The sequence below is a fragment of the Bradyrhizobium sp. 26S5 genome (assembly GCF_036923295.1).
GTDB classification, from domain to species: Bacteria; Pseudomonadota; Alphaproteobacteria; order Rhizobiales; family Xanthobacteraceae; genus Bradyrhizobium; species Bradyrhizobium septentrionale.
The window spans coordinates 3,269,989-3,290,966 of record NZ_CP145948.1; the positions used below are offsets into that span (position 1 = coordinate 3,269,989).

A 20,978-nucleotide genomic window follows, 5' to 3' on the forward strand; every position below is an offset into this window, starting at 1 on the left:
TGGCGCCTTGCCGGCTGGCGGGAAGCTGCAGGCAGAACTAGCATCCAGTTTCTGTGCAACCTTTAAGCGACCGTTCATCCTGTCCCTCAACGGGCCGTCAACCAATGTGACCTAGTTTTGCTGGCATATTGCTACGGCGCGGGAGAAAAAGCCGCGAGCGTCGGACAGGAGCTTTTCATGCGCGCGTTGCTTGCAAGATTTCTGGGTGATGAGGTCGGCGCGACGGCGATCGAATACGCCATCATTGCTGGCGGCATCAGCATCGTGATCGTCGCCGGCGTCAGGGGCATCGGCACCAGTGTGAGCGGTCAGTTCAACGCCGTCAGTTCGGCCTTCAAGTAAGCGCGGTCGGAAACGCTTCGCATTCTTCCGGATTCAATCGTCCCCGTTCAACGCGCGCAACATCGCGATGTGCACAAACATCAGCCAGCCCCTCGTTGCGCAGGGTTGATCAGATGCTCGACCGCGATCGACCAGCGTGCCTCCTGCTGGGCGTCTTCAAATAATCTTATGATGTAGCCGGCGGCCTGTTGCTATCGCCGGGTGACGCCCGCTCAGCCCGCCTTCTTGCGCGCCGTGGTGCCTTGCGCGCGCGCCGGCTTCTCGGCCTTCTTCGGCTCGGGCTTGACCGCCTCCTTCGGCTCGCGCTTGCCGCTGCCCGAGATCGGCAGCAGCATCTCGCGCTGGCCCTCGATGCGCTTCTTCGGCTTCTTGCCCTTCGCCGCCTTGGCCTCAGCCTTGGCAGGAGCCGCCTGCTTCTCGTTGGCGAGGCTCTTCTTCAGCGCGTCCATCAGGTTGATGACGTTGCCGCTGGTCTTCGCCGCGGGCTTGGCGATCTTGATGCCGTTGCGCTTCTGGTTGATCAGATCGATCAGCGCCTGCTCGTAGCGGTCCTCGAAATCCTCCGGATCGAACTCGGCGGACTTCTGCTCGACGATGTGCTTGGCAAGATCGAGCATGTCCTTGGTGATCTTCACATCCTGGATGTCGTCAAAATACTCCTTCTCGCTGCGCACCTCATAGGGGTAGCGCAGCAGCGTGCCCATCAGCCCGTTGTCGAGCGGCTCGAGCGCGATGATGTGCTCGCGGTTGGTCAGCACCACGCGGCCGATCGCGACCTTGTTCAGGCTGCGGATGGTCTCGCGGATCACCGCAAAGGCGTCGTGGCCGACCTTGCCGTCGGGAACGAGGTAATAGGGGCGGATCAGATAGCGGCTGTCGATCTCGGTGCGCGGCACGAATTCGTCGATCTCGATGGTGCGGGTCGAATCCAGCGCGATATCGTCAAGCTCTTCCTTGGTGACCTCGATATAGGTGTCGGTGTCGACCTTGTAGCCCTTCATGATGTCGTCGGTGGCCACTTCCTCGCCGGTCTCCGCGTCGACCTTGGCGTATTTGATCCGGTGGCCGGTCTTGCGGTTGATCTGGTTGAAGGAGACCTTTTCGGTATCCGACGTCGCCGGGTACAGGGCAACGGGGCAGGTCACGAGCGAAAGGCGCAAAAAGCCCTTCCAGTTGGCGCGGGGGGCCATAGGCAAAACTCCGATAACGCAACCGACGGAACGGTCGAGGATAACACCGGGAACCCCAGTTTGAAACAACACGGCTTGGTGAATCTCGCAACGGCGTTAACCGTGGCCTCGAGCCTGCGCCGGTTTGACGCGGTCCGCGGCGGGATCGCCGGCCGCCCGCCCATGGACGGCCCGGAACATCGCTCCCGATCAGGCGTTGGATTTTCGAAGGGGAGCGGCAAGCGCCGGAATTACAGGCACTTAAGCAATGAGGTCGGCATGGCAACGGAACGACACGGTCAGATCATCGAAACCCCGACCGAGGCGCGCCAGGCCGAGCCCGGACCTTCGGTTCTCGCGCTGCTCACGGCCTCGACAGGGCTCGCGGTCCTGATCCTCGGCATTGTCTGGTTCGTCTCCTTCCGCGTCTGAAGCCCCTATCGTTAACTGCGCATGTGAGGCTCATTGCTCATCGAGATGTGGCGGAACACTCCACCGACAACTCGCGGACCCCTCACGAATCGTCCATGCGCAAAAGTCGCCGCGAGGAGACGTGAGGTGTGCAGCCGCCCCGATCCGCAATGGCGTTCTCGTGTTCGATCGCCTTGACTCAAGACAGGTTGCGGTCGACGCCGATGTTACGATGATGCACGCGAAAAGTTCCGGCGTGCGCGCCGTCGCCGCCGCTGCAGTCCGACCGCGGATCATGTCGAGTAGAATTTTCTTGAGCCAAGCACATTTTTTCTTGAGCGATCGCTCGCGGCTCGCAGTCTCACAAAATTCCACAAATGACGATCAGTGATGCGCGGGGCGAATAGCTGCCTCGCGCCGCGTCACGAGATCATCGAAATTGACTGCTAGCTGATTTGAATCAGATCTGCCTCGAGCTTGAGATGTTCTATCAACAAGAAGAAAAAACCTCGCTGCTGGCGCGCTTCAAGGAGAAAAGCGTTTCAGGCGCGTTCGTCGGATTGACGGTTCTGGCGATGGCGGGGTGGATTTATCTTCTCAGCTCGATGTTCCTGAAATTCATGCTCTGGTGGTTTTCCTGAGACGTCGCTGCCGAGAACGCTTCTCTCTCGAGAGAACACTTGTCTCTCGCCAACACTTGTCGCGCGAGAACACCTGGCGTCGGCGCCTGATTATTGTCGCGCCGTTCCGTTGCACAAAAATTTCGGCCGCTGAACAATCTTTCGGCGCGCTCAATCATGATGTCGTCACAACTCGGAATGTTAATAACATCGAGGCTGATGTGGACGACTGTGATGCTTTCTTCTGTTGTTATTCTCGCGGCGGTGTTCGTCGCAGGCTTTTTCGCCGGTTTCGCCGCGCGTTCGTGGCGATCGCACAAGCGCCGCGCGCGGTACCGGATCTATGCGCCGTATGTGGCGCCGTCAGCCGCCAGATCGTCGAGACCGAAACAGCCGGTCACGGCGTTCGGGCACATGCGTCGCGCGTTCTAAGGCATGATCCGGAAAAGTGCGGAGCGGTTTTCCGAAGAGATATGCCTAAGAACGGGCTAGTTCGATCGAGGTAGCGCGACGTTGTGGTGAGTTGGGGTTGGCGGGCGACATGCAATCGGTCATCCTGTCTTCGTTGCGGCAGCCGGGCTGGGTTCGCGTGCCGGCCTCTTGTCGCCGTTGGCCCTGCGCATCGTGAGGGAACTTGCACAGCATGAGTGATCTCAGGGGTCATTCGCCGAGGCGGTATGTCGTCGATGTCAGTGGCCGGCGCGTGCTGGTTGGTCTTACGCTCGAAGAGACGTCGGAATTCGAGGGGTTGGACACCTCCCTGCCGCAGCTGCCGGACCTCGGAGAGCGAGATGCGGAGCCGGGTGCATCGGACGTCGAGGGACGGTGGCTCGAGCTCTACGACAAGCACGACAAGGCCTGGATCAAGTGGAAGGCCGACCTGAGGGCCGGGCAGCAGGTCAATTCACCCTTTTTTAACTAAGACCGGGCGATTTTGATCTATGCCGCCTGAATGGGCCCGAACCGGATACTGACAGATGTTTCAGCTGTTTTTGCGGGCTCGCGCGCACGACCTGACCCGGTCGCGGCGTGGCGAGGAAGGCTTCAAGGCACGCTCGGCCGAGCGGGATGCCGAGACCGATCGCGCCCGGATCGGATCGATCATGGCCGCAATCGAGGCCGCGCTGCAGGCCGCCGAAAGCGAGCAATCCGGCCTTGGCCGCCGTGTCGATGATGTGCTGGCCCGTGCCGCAGTGACGCTTGGTAACGGCACCGACGAATATCTGGAACGCGAGGCGCTTGACAACCATCATCAAGACCTGTTTGACGCCGAGATCTTGAACGGCCAGCGCCGGCTGAAGGAATTGGCGACCGAGATTGCGCACTTCAAGTTCGTGAAGGCCGCAGTCCTGAGCCGCTTTCCGGACTACAAGGCTCCGGCCGCCAGCAACTGACGCGCCATCCGAGGCGCCTTGCGGCCGGAATGCACAGCCAGCCGTTGCGGCCGCGTTTGACGGCGCATCCGGCCGGCTCCGGCGCAAGGCGAAAGGCACAGGCAGGACGTGGTGATCGCAGGCAATCTACTCGTCACGGGCTGCGCCGGCTTTATCGGCTTCCATCTGGCAGAGCACCTGCTGAGGGCAGGGCAGCCGGTCATCGGCATCGACAATCTGAACGATTATTATGACCCGGCGCTGAAGCGTGCGCGGCTCGACCTGCTCAAGCAGCACCGTGGCTTCACCTTCCAGCAACTCGACCTCGCCGACCGCGCCGGGATGAAGGCACTGTTCGAGCGTTATCGCTTCGAGGTCGTGGTGCATCTCGCCGCCCAGGCCGGCGTGCGCTACTCGCTGCAGAACCCCCATGCCTACGCGGATTCCAATCTGGAAGGGTTCATCAATGTGCTGGAGGGCTGCCGGCATACCGCGTGCCGGCACCTGCTGTTTGCCTCCTCATCGTCGGTCTACGGCGCCAATACCAAGCTGCCGTTTTCTATCCACGACAATGTCGATCATCCGGTGAGCCTGTACGCCGCGACCAAGAAGGCCAACGAGCTGCTCGCCCATTCCTATAGCCACCTCTATCGCATCCCGACGACCGGGCTGCGCTTCTTCACCGTGTATGGGACGTGGTATCGGCCGGACATGGCGCTCTATGCCTTCGCGGACGCGATCACCAAGGGGAAGCCGATCCAATTGTTCAACAACGGCCAGATGCGGCGCGACTTCACCTATGTCGATGACGTGGTCGAGGCGATGGTGCGGCTGATCGGCCGCGCGCCTGAGGGCGATGCCAACTGGTCGGGCGGGCATCCCGATCCAGGGTCGAGCAGGGCGCCCTGGCGGGTCTATAATATCGGCAACTCCAGGCCGGAAGAACTGATGCATGTGGTGGGGCTGCTGGAGCAGGGCTTCGGCCGGCAGGCGGAAAAGCAGTTGCTGCCGATGCAACCTGGGGATGTTCTGGAGACGGCAGCCGATGTCTCCGATCTCGAGCGCGAAATCGGCTTTCGGCCGCAGACGCGGATCGAGGACGGCATCGCCAGATTTGTCGATTGGTATCGGGCTTATCACAACGTCGATCGGACGTAGTGCGCTGCTTGCGAATCCGGGCGCGAGAAAAGCTGGTTCGGCGTGGAACGGAGTTTCACAATGAGAGTTATCATCGGTTTTGCCGTCGTTTCGGCCGCGACCATCGTCTCCAGCGTAATCGTTCCGGCGCGCGCGATCGACGTCAAGGTGGCACGCGCCTGCGATGCGCTGGTGGCGAAGGCATTTCCGCCCCGGCAGCCGGGCAATCCGGCATCCAGCAGCGCGAACGGCAATGCGAAGGTCCAGCGCGACTACTTCAACAAGTGCGTCGCCAATGGCGGCAAGATGGACGACGACACCGCTGCCAAATCGAAATAGCGTGCGATCGCGACGCGTTGCGAATTAGCGATGCTTATGGCAGTTGGCGCTCGAATTGCCGCTCATAGCGATGATCGCGCCATGCGCCAATGCGGGGACGAAGCGCGAAGGCGTTCGGCCCATCCGTCCAGGCCGAAAACGCATCGATGCCATCTCTCGAATTGGAATAGCATTGTCGCATTCGGCTCCGGTTCGAGGCGAATATTGTGCGTGGCCGGACGTCGCGCGTTGAAAGCTTCCGGTGCATCGTCAGAGCCGATCAGAACGGATCAAATCAGACGATGTCTCACTATCCGTAATGGATCGAAACATTCTGCGATCCGTGCAGATGGCGGCGTTCGGTGCCCACATCCATGCTGCTCGGTTCAACCTGTTATGCGCAGAGCGAGTCCCATCAATCGGCAGCAGCAGATTTAGTGTGTGCGCGCTGCCTTTGGTGGAATGTCTGGTTCGGCGTCGGAACTCCTCTTCAACGCGCGAGCCTTTGACGCGGCGACATTTTGATCGCTCGAACGCGCGCCTCCGGTTTCAATAGCGATCGCTGCAATCAACGATCGCCGAATGATTTCATGCGCTTGGTTGCGTTCAACGCTCGGCGCCACTTGCGCCGTTTCGCCGCGCGTCTCATCCCTTGCCGCTATTTCCCATCGTGACGACACAATACGGCCATCGATTAAATGTTTCGCGATCTGGTTGTGGAACCCGAGTGGGAAAATTTCTGTCAGAGCCATGTTGGTCGCAAACCTGCCCCATTAATTTCCTTCGATGTGCGTGATCAGCTCTGTCATTCAAACTTCAATCACATCGCTCATACCCGTAACCGCAGAGCGAGGGCGCGCCATGAAGCAGCACAAGATTCAACATTTGCATCGGCCGATCGAAGAGGCGTTGCTCGCGACCAATCGATCGCTGCGCGACGAGGTCGTTGCGCTGATGCTGGATATCGCTGAGTTGCGTGAGCTGCACGAAGGGCCGGTTGCGTCTCGTTCGTTCGGTGCATCCTGTGAGCAGCCCCGCCCGCGCGTCGCGCTGCGCCGGGTTCATCGCTGACATTCGTCCGCGAATTCCTCCCTGAGCAGTTGTGTCTAGTCTGCGCCGGCGCTAGCGAAGGCCGCCGGCTCGCATGTGGTTGCTGGTTTTTCAATCTAGAGTTGAAGAGTATTCGGCCCTCTCCGCAATGCGGCCGGGGCCCCTGACGGCTTTTCCCGGCAAGTCCGCGTATGAGGGAGGGCAGCTGGAGCGGTCAGTGCTCTTGCGGCACGGACTTGTGCGCCCCGACATCGGACAGACGCTCGCGCAGGATCCAGGTCTGCAAGACCAGCTCGACGGCGGTATGTCGGAGTTCGAAATTCTCCGCGACGAGCCGTTCCAGGGCGTCGGTCGCATCGCTGGAAGCGGACTGGTTCCCCTCGAAGACCTTGAGACGCGCCATAGTGTCGATCCTCGCAAAAATGTTGATCAGAGACGGGCTCTGACAAGCGTCAGCACAGAATAGTTCGCAGACTCTCAGGCGGCCGTGGTTCCGCCTGATCGCCAAGGGTGGGAAATCGCTTAATCGTTAATTTGTGGGTCGAGCGATCAACGTTAGGTTTCGTGAAAATAATCCTCAAATATGTTGAAACCCTCATGACACCCAGTGTCTTCGTACGTACCGCTGCGCGTGCGTGCCCGCAAGCCGCCGGACGCGAAGGTCGAGAGATTAATTTGTTAGGATTTTGTGAAAGTCTTGCTTGATTGGCTGGCCGGGTAACACAGTGAGACATGGGGCACTCACAATCTGTCAACGGACTGATTGAGTATTTCTCATTTGCTTCTCACTCGGGAATGCAAACGGTGCGCCAGTTATCCAGCTCAAATTCTCATACGTAGAAAGTCGTATAACTTTTTCTCCCTGATGCCTTCTGCGGGGGAATATTGCGTACATATTCCGGGTAAATACCTTGCAGCTTCGGCGTTTCTTCGCACAATGCGTCGCTGCCGACGGCAAGTTCGAGGCTCCCGAAGGCCCCCCGGGATATCCTCAATTTGAATTTCCTGTTGCATTTACATAGCTTATAGGCCATGCGATTATTGCTAATCTAGGGGGCAACGAGATGACCAATGAGGCGTCATTCTACTGAGGAGATCACTTCCAAGGTCAAACAGGCCGAGGAACTCATGGCGCGGGGGCAATCACAGGCCCAAGCGTGCAAGGTGCTGGGCGTGAGCGTGATGACGTTTCACCGCTGGCGCAAGCAGGAGGCCGCGCGCGGTCACCATGGGAATGGTACTGTTACCGAGCTCGTCGCTCGTACCGATGATCGAGATGGAATCCCCCCTGTCCGCAACCGTATTGACGAATTGCGGCTGGAAAATGAACGGCTGCGTCGGATCGTAACCGACCTGCTCCTCGAGAAAATGAAGATTGAGGAGAAGCTTGCGCTCAGGTCCAGCGGCGGCAGCGGTTTGCCCCGCCGTGGTGAAGTCCAAAGCTAACGTAAGCTGATCCGTTAATGGATACGTGAGGGCCTGGGCGCCAGCAGCAGCTGGTCGCTCAGATGTGCTTTCTCAGATCGTGCGCGCAGCTCCTCGAAGATCGGACGTAGTCTGGCCTGCGCCAGGTCCAGACCTCCGACAATGTCCTGATTCGGCATTTCTGCCGGGAATCGGGCCGCTCTCAGCTTTGTTTCGATCGCCTTGACCAGCACCTCGACATCGTCGCGATGCTGACCTGCGACCAGCTCGGCGCCCATCAGGCGGATCAAATGGAGGAGGGCCACCAGCGCGGCCTCGGTTTCGCCAGCTGACGAACTCATGGTCGTTCTCTGCCCGATATGTGCGGCAGGTCTTGCGAGCTTATCACCTGCCTGATAATAGAGATATGAATTGTTAACACAAATGTTAATTCCCGATGACCGACCTTTCGGACGCTCGATTAGCGAAGGCACCGGTTAGCTTCGGCGCCTTTTCATTCGCTTTTGCCTCTCTCGAGGCGTTCGCCGTCACCTTCGAGATGATCATCGTCGTGCTGTCCAGCATCATCGGCGGCGCGGCCTATCATCTGTTTTACTACCACACGGTTTATAGCAACAGCTTCGAGGGTTTTCTAGGGATCGGCGTCCTCGCCGCGATCCTTCACATGTTCGTCGCCAAGTCGCAGGGCCTCTACAATGCGCAGGTGCTGGCCGGCCTCGACCGGCGCTGGAGCAGCCTGCTTGGCGGGTGGCTGCTGGTCGTCCTGCTGATGACCCTGATCATCTTCCTCTTGAAGGTGGGTTCCGGCGTCTCGCGCGGTTCGGTGATGTCGTTCGGGCTGATCGGCGGCCTCGGGCTGGTGACCGGACGGGTGCTGCTGCAGGCGCCGCTGCAACGGGCGATCGACCGCGGCATGCTGGCGACGCGCCGCGCCGTCGTGGTCGGGATGGCGGACGAATTGTCCCGGGTGCGGCAATCGAGCCTGCTACGCGATTTCGGTCTCAGCGAGGTGCGACGGGCGCAGCTTTCCGGCACGTCGGACGACGACGGCGACCGGGCGGCGGTCGCGTCAGCCATTCGCGCCGCGCGGGAGTGCGGCGCCGACGAGATCGTCCTGGCGATGCCATGGCAGCAGGAGCCGCGCATCCAGCTTGTGTGCGACCTGCTGCGGGCGTCGCCGCTGCCGGTGCGGCTCTTGCCCGACCGGACGGCTGAACGGTTCCTGGCGCTGCGGATGGTGGCGTCTGGCCCGATCCCGACGCTGGAAATGCAGCGCTCGCCGCTCACCTCGTTCGAGCGCGCCGGCAAGCGGCTGTTCGACATCGTGGCGTCCAGCGGCCTGCTGCTGCTGTTCGCGCCGCTGCTGATCGGGACGGCGATTGCGATCAAGCTCGACTCCCGAGGGCCGGTGCTGTTTCGGCAGCGCCGCAACGGGTTTGACGGCAAGCAATTCCACATCCTCAAATTCCGCTCCATGCATGTGCTCGAGGATGGCGATGTCATCACGCAGGCCCGTCCGAACGATCCGCGGCTGACCGGGATCGGCGCGACGCTGCGCCGCCGCAGCATCGACGAGCTGCCGCAGCTGGTGAACGTGCTGCGCGGCGACATGTCGCTGGTCGGGCCGCGGCCGCACGCGCTGGCGCATGACGACAAATATTCCAAGCTGATCGCGAGCTATGCGCAACGCCAGCACGTCAAGCCGGGCATCACTGGTCTCGCGCAGGTGCAGGGCCTGCGCGGCGCGACGCCCGCGATCGAGGACATGCAGCTGCGCGTCGCCCACGACCTCGTCTACATCAAGAGCTGGAGCTTCATGCTGGACCTGCGCATCTTGTTGCGCACGATCGGCGCAGTGCTGCGGCACAAGGGCGTTTGAAGGTTGGGTGTTTGAAGGTCGGGCGTCTGCCGGGTGCTTGCGCTTGCGCGCTACTGCGGAATGCTTTGATTGGCGTCCCTGAATTCCTGCTCGATGATGCGCCGGTTGGCGTCATCAGCCACGCGATAGGCCTGGTCGATCGCGCCCTTGAGCTCCGGCGCGCGGGTGAGGATCAGGCGGATCTGCCGCCGCAACAGATCGACCAGCTCGACATCGCGCGTCGTGTCGACCTGCGCCAGCAGGATCAGGCGCGGGCCGATCAGATCGCTGCGGTTGAAGCCGGTATAGTAGGACATCTTCAGCGCCCGCGACGCGGTCGGATTCAGCCAGTCGAACCGGCCGGTCGCCGAGGCGAGGCCGAACCAGGCGCCGGCGTCCATCGGCGAGAGCCGAAGCGCGCGGGTGAAGGCGGCTTCGGCCGCCTCCGGCGATGCCGGCAATTCGCTCCAGCCGTCGGCGAGCCACAGCTCGCTCCTGACCACACCGATCTCGGCAGCGAGCCCAGGCTTGCCGCGCAACGCATCGGCGGCGAGCCACCAAGCCGACAGCGCCAGCGCCGCGGCACCGATTGCCACTGCGGCCGGCAGGAAAGCCGGCGACAGGCGCCGCGCGTGCCGGCCGACCGCGTCAGCCATTGTGTTAGCCATCGTATTGGCCATGGCGCGCTGCCCGGTTGCCGGTCATCAGCAGGGTTCGGCGCGGTCCCTCCAGCTTGACGCAGGTCAGGCGGCCGGTGGCGTAGGCGCCGGTGTCGACATTGATGCGGTTGCGCAGCAACTCGGCCTCGCGCACCGGCGTATGGCCGTGGACGACGACCTTGCCGAAATCATCTTCCGACACCAGGAAATCGTCGCGGATCCACAGCAGGTCCTCCTTGCGCTGTTGCTTGAGCGCGATGCCGGGCCGGACGCCGGCATGCACGAAGAAGTAACGGCCGTAGGAAAAGGTGATCGGCAGCGCGCGTAGGAAAGCGAGATGCGCCGGCGGCATCTGACGGATCAATTGCTGCGCCAGCGCCCTGCGTTCGGCGGCGTCGGGATTGGGCGAGGGCGACAAGCCGTAGGACATCAGCGTTTGCAGACCGCCGAACTGCCGCCATTGCGCGAGCATGTCGGGATTGACCAGAAACTCCAGCAGGCAGGCCTCGTGATTGCCGAGCAGGCAGACCACGCTGTGGGTTCGGCGGCGTTGATCGAGCATCGCGATCACATCGCGCGAATCCGGTCCGCGATCGATGTAGTCGCCGAGGAACACCTGGATCGGCCGTGCCGGCCGGAACTTGCGGATATCGGCATCGATACGTGCGCAGATCTCGTGCAGCAGCTCGGCGTGTCCGTGGATGTCGCCGACGGCGTAGATGCAGGTCTCGTCGCCCTCATGTTCGAGGTCGCCGGGCTGGCCGACAAGGCGCCGGAGGAGGCTGCGCATCTTTGGTCTAGCCCGCCTGCAACCGTGAACGGCTGATCCGCTGTGCCAATCCTGTTCCGATCACGGCTCCCAACACGATCACTCCGGGCAGCGCCGGTAATTCCGGCAAGGTGAAGGCGGCGAGCAGCAGCGTCAGCAGGACGGCTGCAGCGGATGCGGGATAGGACCAGTCGCGGCCGCGATTGCGCGCACCGGCCGTGAAGGCAGCGATGCAAGCGACCGTAACCGCGAGTAAGGTCCAGAACATGGCGGAACCGAACTGGGCGATCAAGGCGGCGGCGCTGGTCGCCACCACGGGGCGCGTGGCTGCGCCTTGCCAGTCCATATAGGTCGACGCCAGCGTTGCGGTGGTACCGGCGCCGCTGCCGAGCGCGGGCAGGTCGGCGAGCAGAGTGTGGGTCGACTGCACGAGGTCGGCCGGGGCACCCGCGAAGGCGACGGCAAAGGCCACGTCGGGATGGCGGTTGGCGACCGCCGTCGCCAGCGCGATCAGCGCGACCGCCGTGGCCGCGCCGGCGCTGCTCCAGCGATGCAGATGAAGCTTTCGCGCGGCGAAGGTCATCAGGACGAGCGCGATGCCCGCAGCGAGTGCGATCGCGGCGCCGCGATGCCCGTACCAGCAGGCGCTGGCGGCGCAGAACAGCGCGCTTGCGGCGAACAGCGCGCGCTGGGCCGCGCTGCGGCCATCGGCGTGACCGCCGACGTCGAGCGCGCGTGCGAGGCCGAGCGGAGCGCCCACGAGAACGAGCATCAGAAATCCGTTTGCTGTCTCATCACGCGCAGCTCCGGCTGCGCCAAGCCAGGCCTTGAGCGGATCGCTGTGCAGCACGAGGATCAGTGCGGCGACCACGGCCGTTGCCGCAATGCTGCGGCTCATCATATCGGCGCGGCGGGCATCGATCGCGATCGCGGCGGCGGCGATCATCACCGACAGCAGCGACAGCCAGAGCAGCAGCACGCCAATGCTTGCGCCGGTATCGATCGTGATGCTGCCGCTGAACGGCGCGCCCAGTGTTTCGCCGGCGAACTTCCACACCGGGTGCGCCCAGAACGATAGCGGAAGCATCTGCAGGATGATCCAGGCCGCCGGCACCAGCGCCGCCGCAACCGCAGGGCCGGCAATTTGTTTCAGGAAGGACAGTTCACCCGGACGGATCGCGGTCAGGCTTGCCAGCAGGCCAAGCGACGTTGCGGCGCCGACGAGGCCAGTGGCGAGCGAAGCGTCGAGCAGACCCAGGGGAATCGATGCCCCGATCAAGATGCAGATGAAAGCCGTGACGTTCCACACGAGAGGGGCAGATCCTGCGGAAGATGACAACGCAAGGCAGCGGGATGCCCCGGGCTCGTCGCGAGGTCAACGGAAATCAGGCGCGCCAACTGAGGCAGCGTTATGCCGCGTTAGAGATTTTCGGTTCTGATTGAATCAGAACCGAAGCTCGAGCTTATTGTTTTGACGCATTTTCTTCGCGCGAACCGGGGTCCACGTCGCTCGAAAACGCTCTAATGCGGTCGGCGCAGGGCGAGGACAGGGATACGCGGGCGGGACCAGAGCAGCGGGGCGAGCGTGCTCGCGAGATATCCGCCCTGCAGCGATACGATGGCGATGACCATGAGCAGCATGATCTCCGACCACGGGCCTCCGATGGCGGCCAGCAGCGCCAGTTCCGCAAGCGCCACCGGCACCAGCACCAGACAGTGCTGGCGCAGCCCGAGAACGCCGCCGCCGATCAAATTGCCAAGGAAGACAAATAACATAACCAAACCCTGTGCCCGCATCATATCGGGCCGGGTCCTAAGTCGGGGTTAACCCGATCGCCGCAAACCGCCGGCATGACGGCCGACGCTCGCATGACGGGCTGTTATGTTAGTCGATTAACATTCAGAACGGGCGCAAGTCGCCGTAACTGTAGGCGGCCCAATAGTCGCGGCCGCCATAGGGTCCGTAGGCGCCGTAGAGCGGGGCGCAGGAGTAGCGGTCGGGACAGCCGTGCCAGCAAACCCGTTTCCACTGGCAGACGTCGCCGTGGCAATATTGCAGCCGCTGGCAGTGGCCGCCGACGCGCTCGGCGACGCGCGGGGCTTTGATAATGCTCAATTCAGCGGCATTTGCGCCCGATCCGCCAAGCAAAACCACAGAGGTTGCCAGCGCGATCGCCAGGGGCTTCAGGCGGGTCATCACACCCTCAATCAGTTAACTCAAACCATCTCATTCAGAGATAACGGGGACATCACACGAAAGCAAAGCCGGAGTGGCGTCATGCGGAGCTTTGTCCCGCGATGATGTTGCCGGTGTCGCCGAATTGCCTCACCTTGCTAACATTCTCTATCAATTGCATCGCAATATATCACGGAACCTTGTGATTTTGATAGTCGACATGTTACGGCACGGTCGGAGTATTTAGATGTCGCGTGCGAATTTCATTCGAGCATTGTTATTGCTTGCGGCCGCCGGATCGGTCAGCGGTTGCCATTACATGCCGACCAACGGTCCGACGAGTTCTGATGTCGTGGCCGGGCAGAAGGATCCGGAAAGCCTGCCCTATGCGATGGTCAAGATCACGCCGCAGGTCGAGAACGTGCTGGCGTCGTTCGCGCCGCAGCTCGCCGGAGGCATTCAGGGCCCGCCGCCCAAGGACATCCACTTCGGCATCGGCGACGTCGTCAGCGTCACGATCTTCGAGGCCGCCGCCGGCGGACTGTTCATTCCGGTCGAGGCCGGCGTGCGCCCCGGCAATTATATCACACTGCCGAACCAGAACGTCGATACCGACGGCAATATCTCGGTGCCCTATGCCGGCGCGATCCGCGCCAAGAACCGCACCCCGACCGAAGTGCAGCGCTCGATCGTCGATGCGCTGAAGAACCGCGCGATCGAGCCGCAGGCCGTGGTCGCCCTGATCGAGCAGCGCACCTCGCTGATCTCTGTGCTCGGCGAGGTCAATACGCCGAACCGCTTCCCCGCCAATGCCGCAGGCGAGCGCGTGCTCGACTCGATCACGCGCGCCGGCGGCCCGAAAGGGCAGGGCTTCGATACCTGGGTGATGCTCGAGCGCGACGGCAAGCGCACCACGGTGCCGTTCGGTCAGCTGGTCTACGAGCCCAAGAGCAATATCTACGCGCATCCGGGCGACACCATCTATGTCTACCGCGAACCGCAGACCTTCGTTGCCTTCGGCGCCTCGGGCGCACAGGGCCAGTTCAACTTCGAGGCCTGGCGCATCTCGCTCGCCGAAGCGGTCGCCAAGGCCGGCGGCCTGAACGATTCATCGGCCGATCCGGCCTCGGTGTTCGTCTATCGCGGCGAGCTGCCGGAAGTCGCCGCCAAGCTCGGCGTCGACGTCAGCAAATATTCAGGGCCGATCATCCCGGTCGTCTACAACATCAATTTCCGCGATCCGGCCGGCTATTTCCTGGCCACGCGTTTCCAGTTGCGCAACAAGGACGTACTGTATGCGTCGAATGCGGCGTCGGTCGAAGATGCCAAGGTCATGCAGCAGATCCGCCTCGTGACCGCAACGGTGAACGATCCGATCGTGGCCGCCTACAACGCAACCTTACTTCGCAATTCGATCAAGCTTGCGCCCTGATTTCGGGGCGTGAGCCGGCCCGGCCGGCTTCATGACAAATTCACGATTACCTTCCGGCTCGCGCGAGGCGACGGCATTGCCTTGGCCGGTCCGATGGTCGTCGTGGCTGTTCTGCGCCGTTGTCGCCTTGGCGCCATTGCCGCTCGGCTCGGTCGGTGCTGTCGCGCCCGCGATCTGGTCGATCCTGCTCGCCGTCGCGCTGCTCGGGGCGTTGCCGATGCGCCTGCGCGACGGCCAGCTCGCCATCCTCGCGGCGACGGCGCTGCTGACGGCGCTCGCCCTGCTGGTGCTGCACGAGCAGTCGGCGGTCCACCCCTGGCTCGGTGTGGCGCCGAACGCGCTGTGGGCGGAGGCCGGAAAATTGTTGCCCGCCGAGCTGCCGCCGATCGCGTCGATCGCACGCCATCAGCCGTTTTATTCCGCCGGCCTTGGGATCGTCTGCCTGCTCTCCTTTTCCGTCGGTGTCGTGCTCGGCGCCGATCGCGCCATAGCTCGCGGGCTGTTGCGGACCGTGGCCGCGGCCGGCCTCGTCTATGCGATCGCCGGTATCGTCACGTTCGCGATCGATCCGACCCGGATTTTCCTGCTCCATGAGAAGGAGGCGCATCTGACGTGGCTGACGTCGCCCTTCGTCAACCGCAACACCGCGGGCATCTACTACGGCTGCTGCGCCCTGATCTGGCTTCTGTTTGGCTGCGAACTGATCGAGCGCAACTGGCCGCCGCGGCGTTTCAGCCCGTCGCGCCTGTTGGCGCGCCTCGATCGGCCGGCACGGCGCCGGCTCGCCGGCCATGCGCTGGGCTGGCTGGTCTGCCTGCTGGCCATGTTTCTGACCGGATCGCGCGGCGGCGTCGGGATTTCGCTGCTCGCCGCGGTCGTCGCGGTCGCGATCTTCTTCCGCAAGCGGATGCCGCCGCGCTACGGCCTGATCATGGCACTTTGCGTCGGCAGCCTGGTCGCGCTCGCCCTGCTGCAGCTTCTCGGCGGCGGCGTCGGCGCGCGCTTCAGCACCATGGGGCTGTCGGATGAGGGTCGGTTCTCGACCTATCGCGCGACGCTGCGGATGATCTTTGACCATCCCTGGCTCGGCGATGGTTTCGGGAGCTTCGAATGGGTCTATCCGGCCTATCGGACCGATGACATCTCGCTGCGCGGGACCTGGAACCGGGCGCACAACAGCTGGCTCGAACTTGCGTCCGACGGCGGAATGTTAATGGTCGGCGCCGTGATTGTCGCGCTGCTCGCAGCGTTCGCTGTGCTCACGCATGGCGTGCGGAGCCGCCGCCGCGACGTCATCGTGCCGCTTGCGGCGCTGTGCGCGTCGGCCGCCGGCGCCATCCATTCGATGATCGATTTCTCGCTCCAGATCACCGGCTACGCGGTCGTCATCGCGGCCTTACTCGGGGCGGGACTGTCACAATCCTTCCGCTCCAGAGCGGGCAATGGCCGCGGCGGTGCCAATGTTATGGCGGGGCCGCCGGTTAACGTTGATTTCGCCGGGCGTGCCGGGGCCGCGGCCGGCGAGGCTATTTAATTGGCGCGATAACTCCGATTATGCTAACGAACTGTTAGTATTCGTTAGGGAGATAGCGGTGTTCACATTTGAGCGATCGGGCGGCTTTTCCGCCTCGCGCGTGGCGGTGTTGATGATCTTGGCGTTCACGGCGTCCGGCGGTGACGCACTGGCGCAAGCCGCCGGCGGGCAGAGCCAGCTCTCCCAGGCGATCACGAATTTCAAGGGCTCTCCGGAGCTGCTGCTGACCCAGTATCCGAACGCGGGGGTGGAATTGACCTCACGGGCGCGCGATTTCGCCATCGACGATCCGACCACGCTGGATACGATCATCGGGCTGCTCGCCAAGGCGAGCAAGGACCAGAAGACGGCGATCGCCGCCGGTCTCGCCCAGGCCGCGCGCATCGTGGTGCGCAGCAACCAGCCCTACGCGACGCGCATCCAGCAGGCGATTGCCGACACCAAAGACCTCGACACCGTGATGGCGTTCGCCGCGGCGTCGGGTGACAGCGGCACCGCTGCGACGGGTGGCGGCGGCGCGGGCAGCGCCGGCGCATCCGGCGGCCAGACCGGCGCGCTCGGTGCCGGCGGTGCGGGAGGCGGCGGCACGCTCGAGGCCATCAACGGCAACAGCGTCAACACCGGCATTTTCAGCTTCACGTCATCGGTTACCGGATCGGGCAACGGAACGACAGGTACGACCACCGGCACCACGCTTCTGACAACAGTTACTCCCTGAGCCGGCTTCCGATCGTCAATGGCGAACTCTCTGCAGCAATGCGCTTCGGTGTCGGCGGCGGGACGCTTCCCAGTTTCATTGGAGGGCGCGAGGGCAGGCTCCGGCCTGCCGGCGCGGCGATAGGACGAGATGCTTCAGCGCAACCAGATTTCGCCGTCCGTCGATCTGAGAAATCGTCCGGCCGAACTGCCGTCGCTGGCGGAAACGTTCGACGCGTTCGTCACCTATCTGCTGCGGCAGTATTGGGTCATCCTCGGCACCGCCGCGCTCTGCCTGTTCGGCGGCATCTGCTACTTGGCGACGGCGGCGCCGAGCTATACCGCGCTTGCCACGATGATCATCGACACGCGCAAATTCCAAGTCTTCCAGCAGGAATCGCCGGTCAGTGACGTCCCGGTGGATTCCTCCGCGGTCGAGAGCCAGGTCGAGATCCTGAAGTCGGAGAACGTGGCGCTCGCGGTGATCCGGGACCTCAAGCTCACCGACGATCCGGAATTCGTCGGCTCCAAGGCCGGCGCGGCGGGAGCGGTGCTGGATTTCGTGACCGGCCTGTTCGCCGGCAGCGGGCCGCCCAACGAGTTCGACCGGACCCGGCGCGCGGTCCGTACCTTGCAGAAGCAGCTCGAGGTCCGCCGCCGCGGCCTGACCTATGTGATCGAGGTCTCCTTCCGCTCGCTCGATCCCGAGCGCGCCGCGCAGATCGCCAACGCCGTCGCCGACGCCTACATCGTCGATCAGCTCGATTCCAAGTTCCAGGCGACGCGCCGCGCCAGCGTCTGGCTGCAGGACCGCATCCAGGAGCTGCGCTCGCAGGCATCCAGTGCCGAGCGTGCGGTGCTCGACTACAAGAAGACCAACAACATCGTCACTTCCAGCGGCAAGTTGATGAACGAGCAGCAGCTCGGCGAGCTCAACACGCAGCTGCTTCACGTGAAGTCGCAGGTCACCGACGCCAAGGCCAAGCTCGACCGCATCGAGGCGGTGGTGAAGAGCGGCGTCCCCGATGCGACGGTCGCCGATACCCTGAACAACCAGGTCATCACCAAGCTGCGCTCGCAATATCTCGAGCTTGCCAACCGCGAGGCCGACTGGTCGTCGCGCTATGGCTACAATCATCTGGCCGCCGTCAATCTGCGCAACCAGATGCGCGAGATCCAGTCGTCGATCATGGATGAGCTGAAGCGGCTCGCCGAAAGCTACAAGAGCGACTATGCGATCGCCCTGCAGCGCCAGAGCGAGATCGAGCGCGCCGTGAACGATTCGGTGTCGCAGTCGCAGTCCACCAACCAGGCGCAGGTGACGCTGCGCGAGCTCGAGAGCTCCGCGCAGACCTATCGCTCGCTGTACGACAATTTCCTGCAGCGCTACATGGAGAATGTGCAGCAGCAGTCGTTCCCGGTCAGCGAGGCGCGGGTGATTACCCGTGCCTCGCGTCCGCTCAGCAAGAGCCACCCTCAGACCTTCGTCGTGCTGGCGCTCTCGATGCTCGGCGGCCTGATTGCCGGGCTCGGGCTCGGCGTGTTGCGCGACCTCTATGACCGGGTGTTCCGCACCGCCGAGATGGTCGAGACGATCCTCGACACGGATTGCGTCGCCATCGTTCCCCGCGTGCCGGCGGGCCAGATCAAGGCCGCGGTGGCCGTTCGTCCCAATCTGCCGGCCGGTCCGCGGACCATCCGGCGCGGCGACGAACCGGTGCTGTGGGCGGCGATCGACTCGCCATTCTCGCGGTTCTCGGAAGCGATCCGCTCGATCAAGGTCAATGCCGACCTCAACGTCACCAAGCCGTCAAAGATCCTTGGCCTGACCTCGGCGCTGCCCAACGAGGGCAAGTCGACGCTGGCCTTCGTGTTCGCGCAGCTGGTGGCGCAGAGCGGTGCGCGCGTGCTGCTGATCGATTGCGACCTGCGCAATCCCTCGCTCAGCCGCAAGGTCGCGGCCAATGCCGAGCGCGGCATCCTCGACGTGCTGTCGAACAATGCGACATTGCAGGACACGATATGGCGCGATCCCGAGACCGGGCTTGCCTTCCTGCCGGGCGCCACACGATCGCGCATCGCGCATTCGCACGAGGTGCTGGCCTCCGACCAGATGAAGGACTTTATCGACGCAGCCCGCAGCCAGTATGACTACGTGATCGTCGATTTCCCGCCGCTGACGCCGGTGGTCGACGTCCGCATCACCGCGCACTTCGTTGACTCCTTCGTGTTCATCGTGGAGTGGGGCAAGACCCAGGTGCAGGTGGTCGAACGGGCGCTGCGCAGCGCCCGTGCCGTCAACGAGAACCTGCTCGGCGTCGTGCTGAACAAGGCCGATATCGCCGCGATGAGCCGCTACAGCGGCTATGGCGGCAAGAACTACTATTACAACTCTCACTATGGACGCTATGGCTACACCGAGTGAGCCGCGTGGTGAGGCGATCAAGCGTGCCGCCGTCTGGCTGGCGCGCGGCTTGCTGGCCGCGGCCGCATGCTCGTCGGTCGCCTGGGGCGCGACCACCTTGCCTGACTTTGTCGACCAGACCCGGCTTGATGGCGCCAGGGACGTGATCCTGCGCAACGTGCCGATTAGCGATGCCGAGCTCGATGCGCTGGGTCCGGCCCTCGCGCGTGCCGTAGCGCGAGCGGACTGCATGCCGGCGATCGATCGCAGCACGGCGGTGATCCGGTTGCGGCTTGCCGAGAATGCGCTCGCATCCGGCGATCGGGTGGACGCCCGGATGGGCGAGCTCGACGCGGCCATTCACAAGTCGCTCGGCTGCGCGCCAGCTGACCCTTACCTCTGGCTCGTGCTGTTCTGGCTGCGCAATATCAGGCAGGGCCTGACCGACGCCAATTTCGACCTGCTGCGCATGTCATACCGGCTCGGCCCCAATGAGGGCTGGATCGTGGTCAAGCGCAGCGCCATGGCGCTCGCCATGTTCGATGCCCTGCCGGCCGACCTGTCTGATACGGTCGTTGCCGAGTTCGCGCGTCTGGTGAAGACGGAGCTGTACACCGAGGCGATCGATCTCCTGAAGGGACCAGGATGGGCGCACCGGGAGAAGTTGCTGGCCGGCCTCGCAACTGTCCCCAAACGGAACGTCGACATCCTGACCCGCACAATGGCTGACATCGGATACGATCTCGATCGCCGCTCGCCGGCGGAACGGCGCAGCCTGGAGCGTGAACCGGATTCCCGCCGTGACGAGCTTGCCCGAATGCCATCAGGAGCTGTGGCCAGACCATGACGATGGAATTCAGCGTCGGACAGCACAACGCGCATTATGAGGGTGTCTATTCGGCACGCGAGCGCGACTGGCGGCGGGTCTGTGCGGTCGACAAGGCCGATCATATCGCGGGCTCGCTGGGCAGCTCCGCCGCCGCGATCGGCAACGTGCTCGACGTCGGCTGTGGCACCGGCGCCGTGCTGGCGCGGCTGTCGGCGATCGGCATCGGCCGCGATTTCACCGGGATCGACGTCATCGATCCCGCGACCAATCTGGAAACCGACGGCGCGGCGGCGGTCCCGTTCCACTGGTTGAGCTATGACGGTGTGACGATCCCGTTTGCGGACGGATCGTTCGATCTGGTCTACGCCAGCCATGTCCTGGAGCATGTGCCTGAGCCGCGCGCATTCCTGCACGAGCTTGCCCGCGTCGCGCAGGGGTTCATCTATGTCGAGGTCCCCTGCGAGCTGCACGCGCGCACCAGCCGCCGGGCGCTGCAATCGACGCTCGATATCGGCCATATCAATTTCTACACACCCGCCACGTTTCGCCTGGTGCTGGAGACCGCGGGACTCAAGGTCATGGGCTTCGGCACCTATGACCATAGCCTGCCGGTGCACGCGTTTCATGCGTCGCGGGTGAAGGGGCTTGCGAAGAGCATCGTGCGAAAGTCGTTGTTGTGGGCCAGCCCGGCATTCGCGACGAGGCTTGCGACCTATCATTGCGGGGCGCTCTGCCGGCGCGACGAGGCGCCGCCGCTGCCGCAGGACCGCTGAGCC

26 protein-coding genes are annotated in these 20,978 nt (G+C 63.3%); 17 read left to right on the forward strand and 9 right to left on the reverse strand.

Features of this window, described 5'->3' with window-relative positions; translation table 11 throughout:
- Window positions 1-177: 177 nt before the first annotated feature.
- On the forward strand, window positions 178-342 hold the full coding sequence (locus V5279_RS15095) for a Flp family type IVb pilin (RefSeq protein WP_029084091.1): 165 nt from the start codon (window positions 178-180) through the stop codon (window positions 340-342).
- Between the two features lie 212 nt (window positions 343-554).
- Here V5279_RS15095 and V5279_RS15100 read toward each other — a convergent pair whose 3' ends face one another.
- Window positions 555-1,532 carry a Ku protein gene (locus V5279_RS15100; RefSeq protein WP_338698583.1) on the reverse strand — a complete coding sequence of 326 codons (978 nt, stop codon included), beginning with the start codon at window positions 1,530-1,532 and terminating at the stop codon, window positions 555-557.
- Between the two features lie 258 nt (window positions 1,533-1,790).
- Between V5279_RS15100 and V5279_RS15105 the strand changes: the two genes are divergently transcribed.
- The 7 genes from V5279_RS15105 (at window position 1,791) to V5279_RS15135 (ending at window position 5,391) form a co-directional block, all read left to right on the forward strand.
- Window positions 1,791-1,943 (forward strand): hypothetical protein, encoded by a 153-nt coding sequence (locus tag V5279_RS15105; protein WP_338698585.1) that lies wholly within the window; start codon window positions 1,791-1,793, stop codon window positions 1,941-1,943.
- Between the two features lie 461 nt (window positions 1,944-2,404).
- Window positions 2,405-2,563 (forward strand): hypothetical protein, encoded by a 159-nt coding sequence (locus V5279_RS15110; RefSeq protein WP_165128757.1) that lies wholly within the window; start codon window positions 2,405-2,407, stop codon window positions 2,561-2,563.
- Window positions 2,564-2,761: 198 nt separating this feature from the next.
- Window positions 2,762-2,974: a hypothetical protein gene (locus V5279_RS15115; RefSeq protein ID WP_338698589.1), complete on the forward strand. Its 213-nt coding sequence runs from the start codon at window positions 2,762-2,764 to the stop codon at window positions 2,972-2,974.
- Between the two features lie 211 nt (window positions 2,975-3,185).
- Window positions 3,186-3,464 (forward strand): hypothetical protein, encoded by a 279-nt coding sequence (locus V5279_RS15120; RefSeq protein WP_166293738.1) that lies wholly within the window; start codon window positions 3,186-3,188, stop codon window positions 3,462-3,464.
- Window positions 3,465-3,519: 55 nt separating this feature from the next.
- Window positions 3,520-3,936: a hypothetical protein gene (locus V5279_RS15125; protein WP_166293739.1), complete on the forward strand. Its 417-nt coding sequence runs from the start codon at window positions 3,520-3,522 to the stop codon at window positions 3,934-3,936.
- 108 nt (window positions 3,937-4,044) lie between these two features.
- Complete coding sequence (locus tag V5279_RS15130) at window positions 4,045-5,073, forward strand: NAD-dependent epimerase (protein ID WP_414645717.1); 1,029 nt, start codon at window positions 4,045-4,047, stop codon at window positions 5,071-5,073.
- Window positions 5,074-5,133: 60 nt separating this feature from the next.
- The gene (locus V5279_RS15135; RefSeq protein ID WP_338698593.1) at window positions 5,134-5,391 is read left to right on the forward strand and encodes a hypothetical protein; all 258 of its coding nucleotides are present in this window, start codon (window positions 5,134-5,136) and stop codon (window positions 5,389-5,391) included.
- A 413-nt stretch (window positions 5,392-5,804) separates the two neighbouring features.
- Here the strand turns inward: V5279_RS15135 and V5279_RS15140 are convergent, their stop codons facing one another.
- The gene (locus tag V5279_RS15140; RefSeq protein ID WP_338698595.1) at window positions 5,805-6,122 is read right to left on the reverse strand and encodes a hypothetical protein; all 318 of its coding nucleotides are present in this window, start codon (window positions 6,120-6,122) and stop codon (window positions 5,805-5,807) included.
- Window positions 6,123-6,231: 109 nt separating this feature from the next.
- Here V5279_RS15140 and V5279_RS15145 point away from each other — a divergent pair, with 109 nt between their 5' ends.
- Window positions 6,232-6,441: a hypothetical protein gene (locus V5279_RS15145; RefSeq protein WP_338698598.1), complete on the forward strand. Its 210-nt coding sequence runs from the start codon at window positions 6,232-6,234 to the stop codon at window positions 6,439-6,441.
- Window positions 6,442-6,634: 193 nt separating this feature from the next.
- On the opposite strand, the gene V5279_RS15150 is transcribed toward V5279_RS15145, so the two are convergent.
- Window positions 6,635-6,823, reverse strand: coding sequence for a hypothetical protein (locus V5279_RS15150; RefSeq protein ID WP_029084082.1), 189 nt, complete (start codon window positions 6,821-6,823; stop codon window positions 6,635-6,637).
- Between the two features lie 668 nt (window positions 6,824-7,491).
- On the opposite strand from V5279_RS15150, the gene V5279_RS15155 reads away from it, so the two are divergent.
- On the forward strand, window positions 7,492-7,866 hold the full coding sequence (locus V5279_RS15155) for a helix-turn-helix domain-containing protein (protein WP_166293743.1): 375 nt from the start codon (window positions 7,492-7,494) through the stop codon (window positions 7,864-7,866).
- 14 nt (window positions 7,867-7,880) lie between these two features.
- On the opposite strand, the gene V5279_RS15160 is transcribed toward V5279_RS15155, so the two are convergent.
- On the reverse strand, window positions 7,881-8,186 hold the full coding sequence (locus V5279_RS15160) for a hypothetical protein (RefSeq protein WP_029084080.1): 306 nt from the start codon (window positions 8,184-8,186) through the stop codon (window positions 7,881-7,883).
- Between the two features lie 95 nt (window positions 8,187-8,281).
- Between V5279_RS15160 and V5279_RS15165 the strand changes: the two genes are divergently transcribed.
- Window positions 8,282-9,724: an undecaprenyl-phosphate glucose phosphotransferase gene (locus tag V5279_RS15165; protein WP_338698603.1), complete on the forward strand. Its 1,443-nt coding sequence runs from the start codon at window positions 8,282-8,284 to the stop codon at window positions 9,722-9,724.
- A gap of 50 nt (window positions 9,725-9,774) precedes the next feature.
- Here the strand turns inward: V5279_RS15165 and V5279_RS15170 are convergent, their stop codons facing one another.
- The 5 genes from V5279_RS15170 to V5279_RS15190 form a co-directional block, all read right to left on the reverse strand.
- Complete coding sequence (locus V5279_RS15170; RefSeq protein WP_338698605.1) at window positions 9,775-10,359, reverse strand: hypothetical protein; 585 nt, start codon at window positions 10,357-10,359, stop codon at window positions 9,775-9,777.
- A gap of 4 nt (window positions 10,360-10,363) precedes the next feature.
- Window positions 10,364-11,152, reverse strand: a complete 789-nt coding sequence (locus V5279_RS15175) for a metallophosphoesterase family protein (RefSeq protein WP_338698607.1) — start codon at window positions 11,150-11,152, stop codon at window positions 10,364-10,366.
- A gap of 7 nt (window positions 11,153-11,159) precedes the next feature.
- Entirely contained in the window at window positions 11,160-12,440 is a 1,281-nt protein-coding gene (locus tag V5279_RS15180; protein WP_338698609.1) for a hypothetical protein, read from the reverse strand.
- Window positions 12,441-12,652: 212 nt separating this feature from the next.
- Window positions 12,653-12,931 (reverse strand): hypothetical protein, encoded by a 279-nt coding sequence (locus tag V5279_RS15185; protein WP_338698611.1) that lies wholly within the window; start codon window positions 12,929-12,931, stop codon window positions 12,653-12,655.
- A gap of 100 nt (window positions 12,932-13,031) precedes the next feature.
- On the reverse strand, window positions 13,032-13,328 hold the full coding sequence (locus V5279_RS15190) for a hypothetical protein (protein WP_338698613.1): 297 nt from the start codon (window positions 13,326-13,328) through the stop codon (window positions 13,032-13,034).
- Window positions 13,329-13,554: 226 nt separating this feature from the next.
- Here V5279_RS15190 and V5279_RS15195 point away from each other — a divergent pair, with 226 nt between their 5' ends.
- From V5279_RS15195 to V5279_RS15220, 6 genes are all read left to right on the forward strand, one after another.
- Window positions 13,555-14,739, forward strand: a complete 1,185-nt coding sequence (locus V5279_RS15195; protein ID WP_338698615.1) for a polysaccharide biosynthesis/export family protein — start codon at window positions 13,555-13,557, stop codon at window positions 14,737-14,739.
- Window positions 14,740-14,770: 31 nt separating this feature from the next.
- Window positions 14,771-16,273 carry an O-antigen ligase family protein gene (locus tag V5279_RS15200; RefSeq protein WP_338698617.1) on the forward strand — a complete coding sequence of 501 codons (1,503 nt, stop codon included), beginning with the start codon at window positions 14,771-14,773 and terminating at the stop codon, window positions 16,271-16,273.
- Between the two features lie 58 nt (window positions 16,274-16,331).
- Window positions 16,332-16,991: a hypothetical protein gene (locus V5279_RS15205; protein WP_338698619.1), complete on the forward strand. Its 660-nt coding sequence runs from the start codon at window positions 16,332-16,334 to the stop codon at window positions 16,989-16,991.
- 129 nt (window positions 16,992-17,120) lie between these two features.
- Complete coding sequence (locus tag V5279_RS15210; RefSeq protein ID WP_338698621.1) at window positions 17,121-19,394, forward strand: polysaccharide biosynthesis tyrosine autokinase; 2,274 nt, start codon at window positions 17,121-17,123, stop codon at window positions 19,392-19,394.
- Entirely contained in the window at window positions 19,378-20,220 is an 843-nt protein-coding gene (locus tag V5279_RS15215; protein WP_338698623.1) for a hypothetical protein, read from the forward strand. Before V5279_RS15210 ends, V5279_RS15215 begins: the two co-directional genes overlap by 17 nt.
- The gene (locus V5279_RS15220; protein WP_338698625.1) at window positions 20,217-20,975 is read left to right on the forward strand and encodes a class I SAM-dependent methyltransferase; all 759 of its coding nucleotides are present in this window, start codon (window positions 20,217-20,219) and stop codon (window positions 20,973-20,975) included. The genes V5279_RS15215 and V5279_RS15220 overlap by 4 nt, the downstream gene beginning before the upstream one ends.
- Window positions 20,976-20,978 lie beyond the last annotated feature (3 nt).

Excerpts from the sequence above, each read along its gene's own strand:
- V5279_RS15095 (WP_029084091.1), top strand. The coding sequence starts at position 178 with ATGCGCGCGTTGCTTGCAAGATTTCTGGGTGATGAGGTCGGCGCGACG.
- V5279_RS15100 (WP_338698583.1), bottom strand. The coding sequence starts at position 1,532 with ATGGCCCCCCGCGCCAACTGGAAGGGCTTTTTGCGCCTTTCGCTCGTG.
- V5279_RS15105 (WP_338698585.1), top strand. The coding sequence starts at position 1,791 with ATGGCAACGGAACGACACGGTCAGATCATCGAAACCCCGACCGAGGCG.
- V5279_RS15110 (WP_165128757.1), top strand. The coding sequence starts at position 2,405 with ATGTTCTATCAACAAGAAGAAAAAACCTCGCTGCTGGCGCGCTTCAAG.
- V5279_RS15115 (WP_338698589.1), top strand. The coding sequence starts at position 2,762 with ATGTGGACGACTGTGATGCTTTCTTCTGTTGTTATTCTCGCGGCGGTG.
- V5279_RS15120 (WP_166293738.1), top strand. The coding sequence starts at position 3,186 with ATGAGTGATCTCAGGGGTCATTCGCCGAGGCGGTATGTCGTCGATGTC.
- V5279_RS15125 (WP_166293739.1), top strand. The coding sequence starts at position 3,520 with ATGTTTCAGCTGTTTTTGCGGGCTCGCGCGCACGACCTGACCCGGTCG.
- V5279_RS15135 (WP_338698593.1), top strand. The coding sequence starts at position 5,134 with ATGAGAGTTATCATCGGTTTTGCCGTCGTTTCGGCCGCGACCATCGTC.
- V5279_RS15140 (WP_338698595.1), bottom strand. The coding sequence starts at position 6,122 with ATGGCTCTGACAGAAATTTTCCCACTCGGGTTCCACAACCAGATCGCG.
- V5279_RS15145 (WP_338698598.1), top strand. The coding sequence starts at position 6,232 with ATGAAGCAGCACAAGATTCAACATTTGCATCGGCCGATCGAAGAGGCG.
- V5279_RS15150 (WP_029084082.1), bottom strand. The coding sequence starts at position 6,823 with ATGGCGCGTCTCAAGGTCTTCGAGGGGAACCAGTCCGCTTCCAGCGAT.
- V5279_RS15155 (WP_166293743.1), top strand. The coding sequence starts at position 7,492 with ATGAGGCGTCATTCTACTGAGGAGATCACTTCCAAGGTCAAACAGGCC.
- V5279_RS15160 (WP_029084080.1), bottom strand. The coding sequence starts at position 8,186 with ATGAGTTCGTCAGCTGGCGAAACCGAGGCCGCGCTGGTGGCCCTCCTC.
- V5279_RS15165 (WP_338698603.1), top strand. The coding sequence starts at position 8,282 with ATGACCGACCTTTCGGACGCTCGATTAGCGAAGGCACCGGTTAGCTTC.
- V5279_RS15170 (WP_338698605.1), bottom strand. The coding sequence starts at position 10,359 with ATGGCTGACGCGGTCGGCCGGCACGCGCGGCGCCTGTCGCCGGCTTTC.
- V5279_RS15175 (WP_338698607.1), bottom strand. The coding sequence starts at position 11,152 with ATGCGCAGCCTCCTCCGGCGCCTTGTCGGCCAGCCCGGCGACCTCGAA.
- V5279_RS15185 (WP_338698611.1), bottom strand. The coding sequence starts at position 12,931 with ATGATGCGGGCACAGGGTTTGGTTATGTTATTTGTCTTCCTTGGCAAT.
- V5279_RS15190 (WP_338698613.1), bottom strand. The coding sequence starts at position 13,328 with ATGACCCGCCTGAAGCCCCTGGCGATCGCGCTGGCAACCTCTGTGGTT.
- V5279_RS15195 (WP_338698615.1), top strand. The coding sequence starts at position 13,555 with ATGTCGCGTGCGAATTTCATTCGAGCATTGTTATTGCTTGCGGCCGCC.
- V5279_RS15200 (WP_338698617.1), top strand. The coding sequence starts at position 14,771 with ATGACAAATTCACGATTACCTTCCGGCTCGCGCGAGGCGACGGCATTG.
- V5279_RS15210 (WP_338698621.1), top strand. The coding sequence starts at position 17,121 with ATGCTTCAGCGCAACCAGATTTCGCCGTCCGTCGATCTGAGAAATCGT.
- V5279_RS15215 (WP_338698623.1), top strand. The coding sequence starts at position 19,378 with ATGGCTACACCGAGTGAGCCGCGTGGTGAGGCGATCAAGCGTGCCGCC.
- V5279_RS15220 (WP_338698625.1), top strand. The coding sequence starts at position 20,217 with ATGACGATGGAATTCAGCGTCGGACAGCACAACGCGCATTATGAGGGT.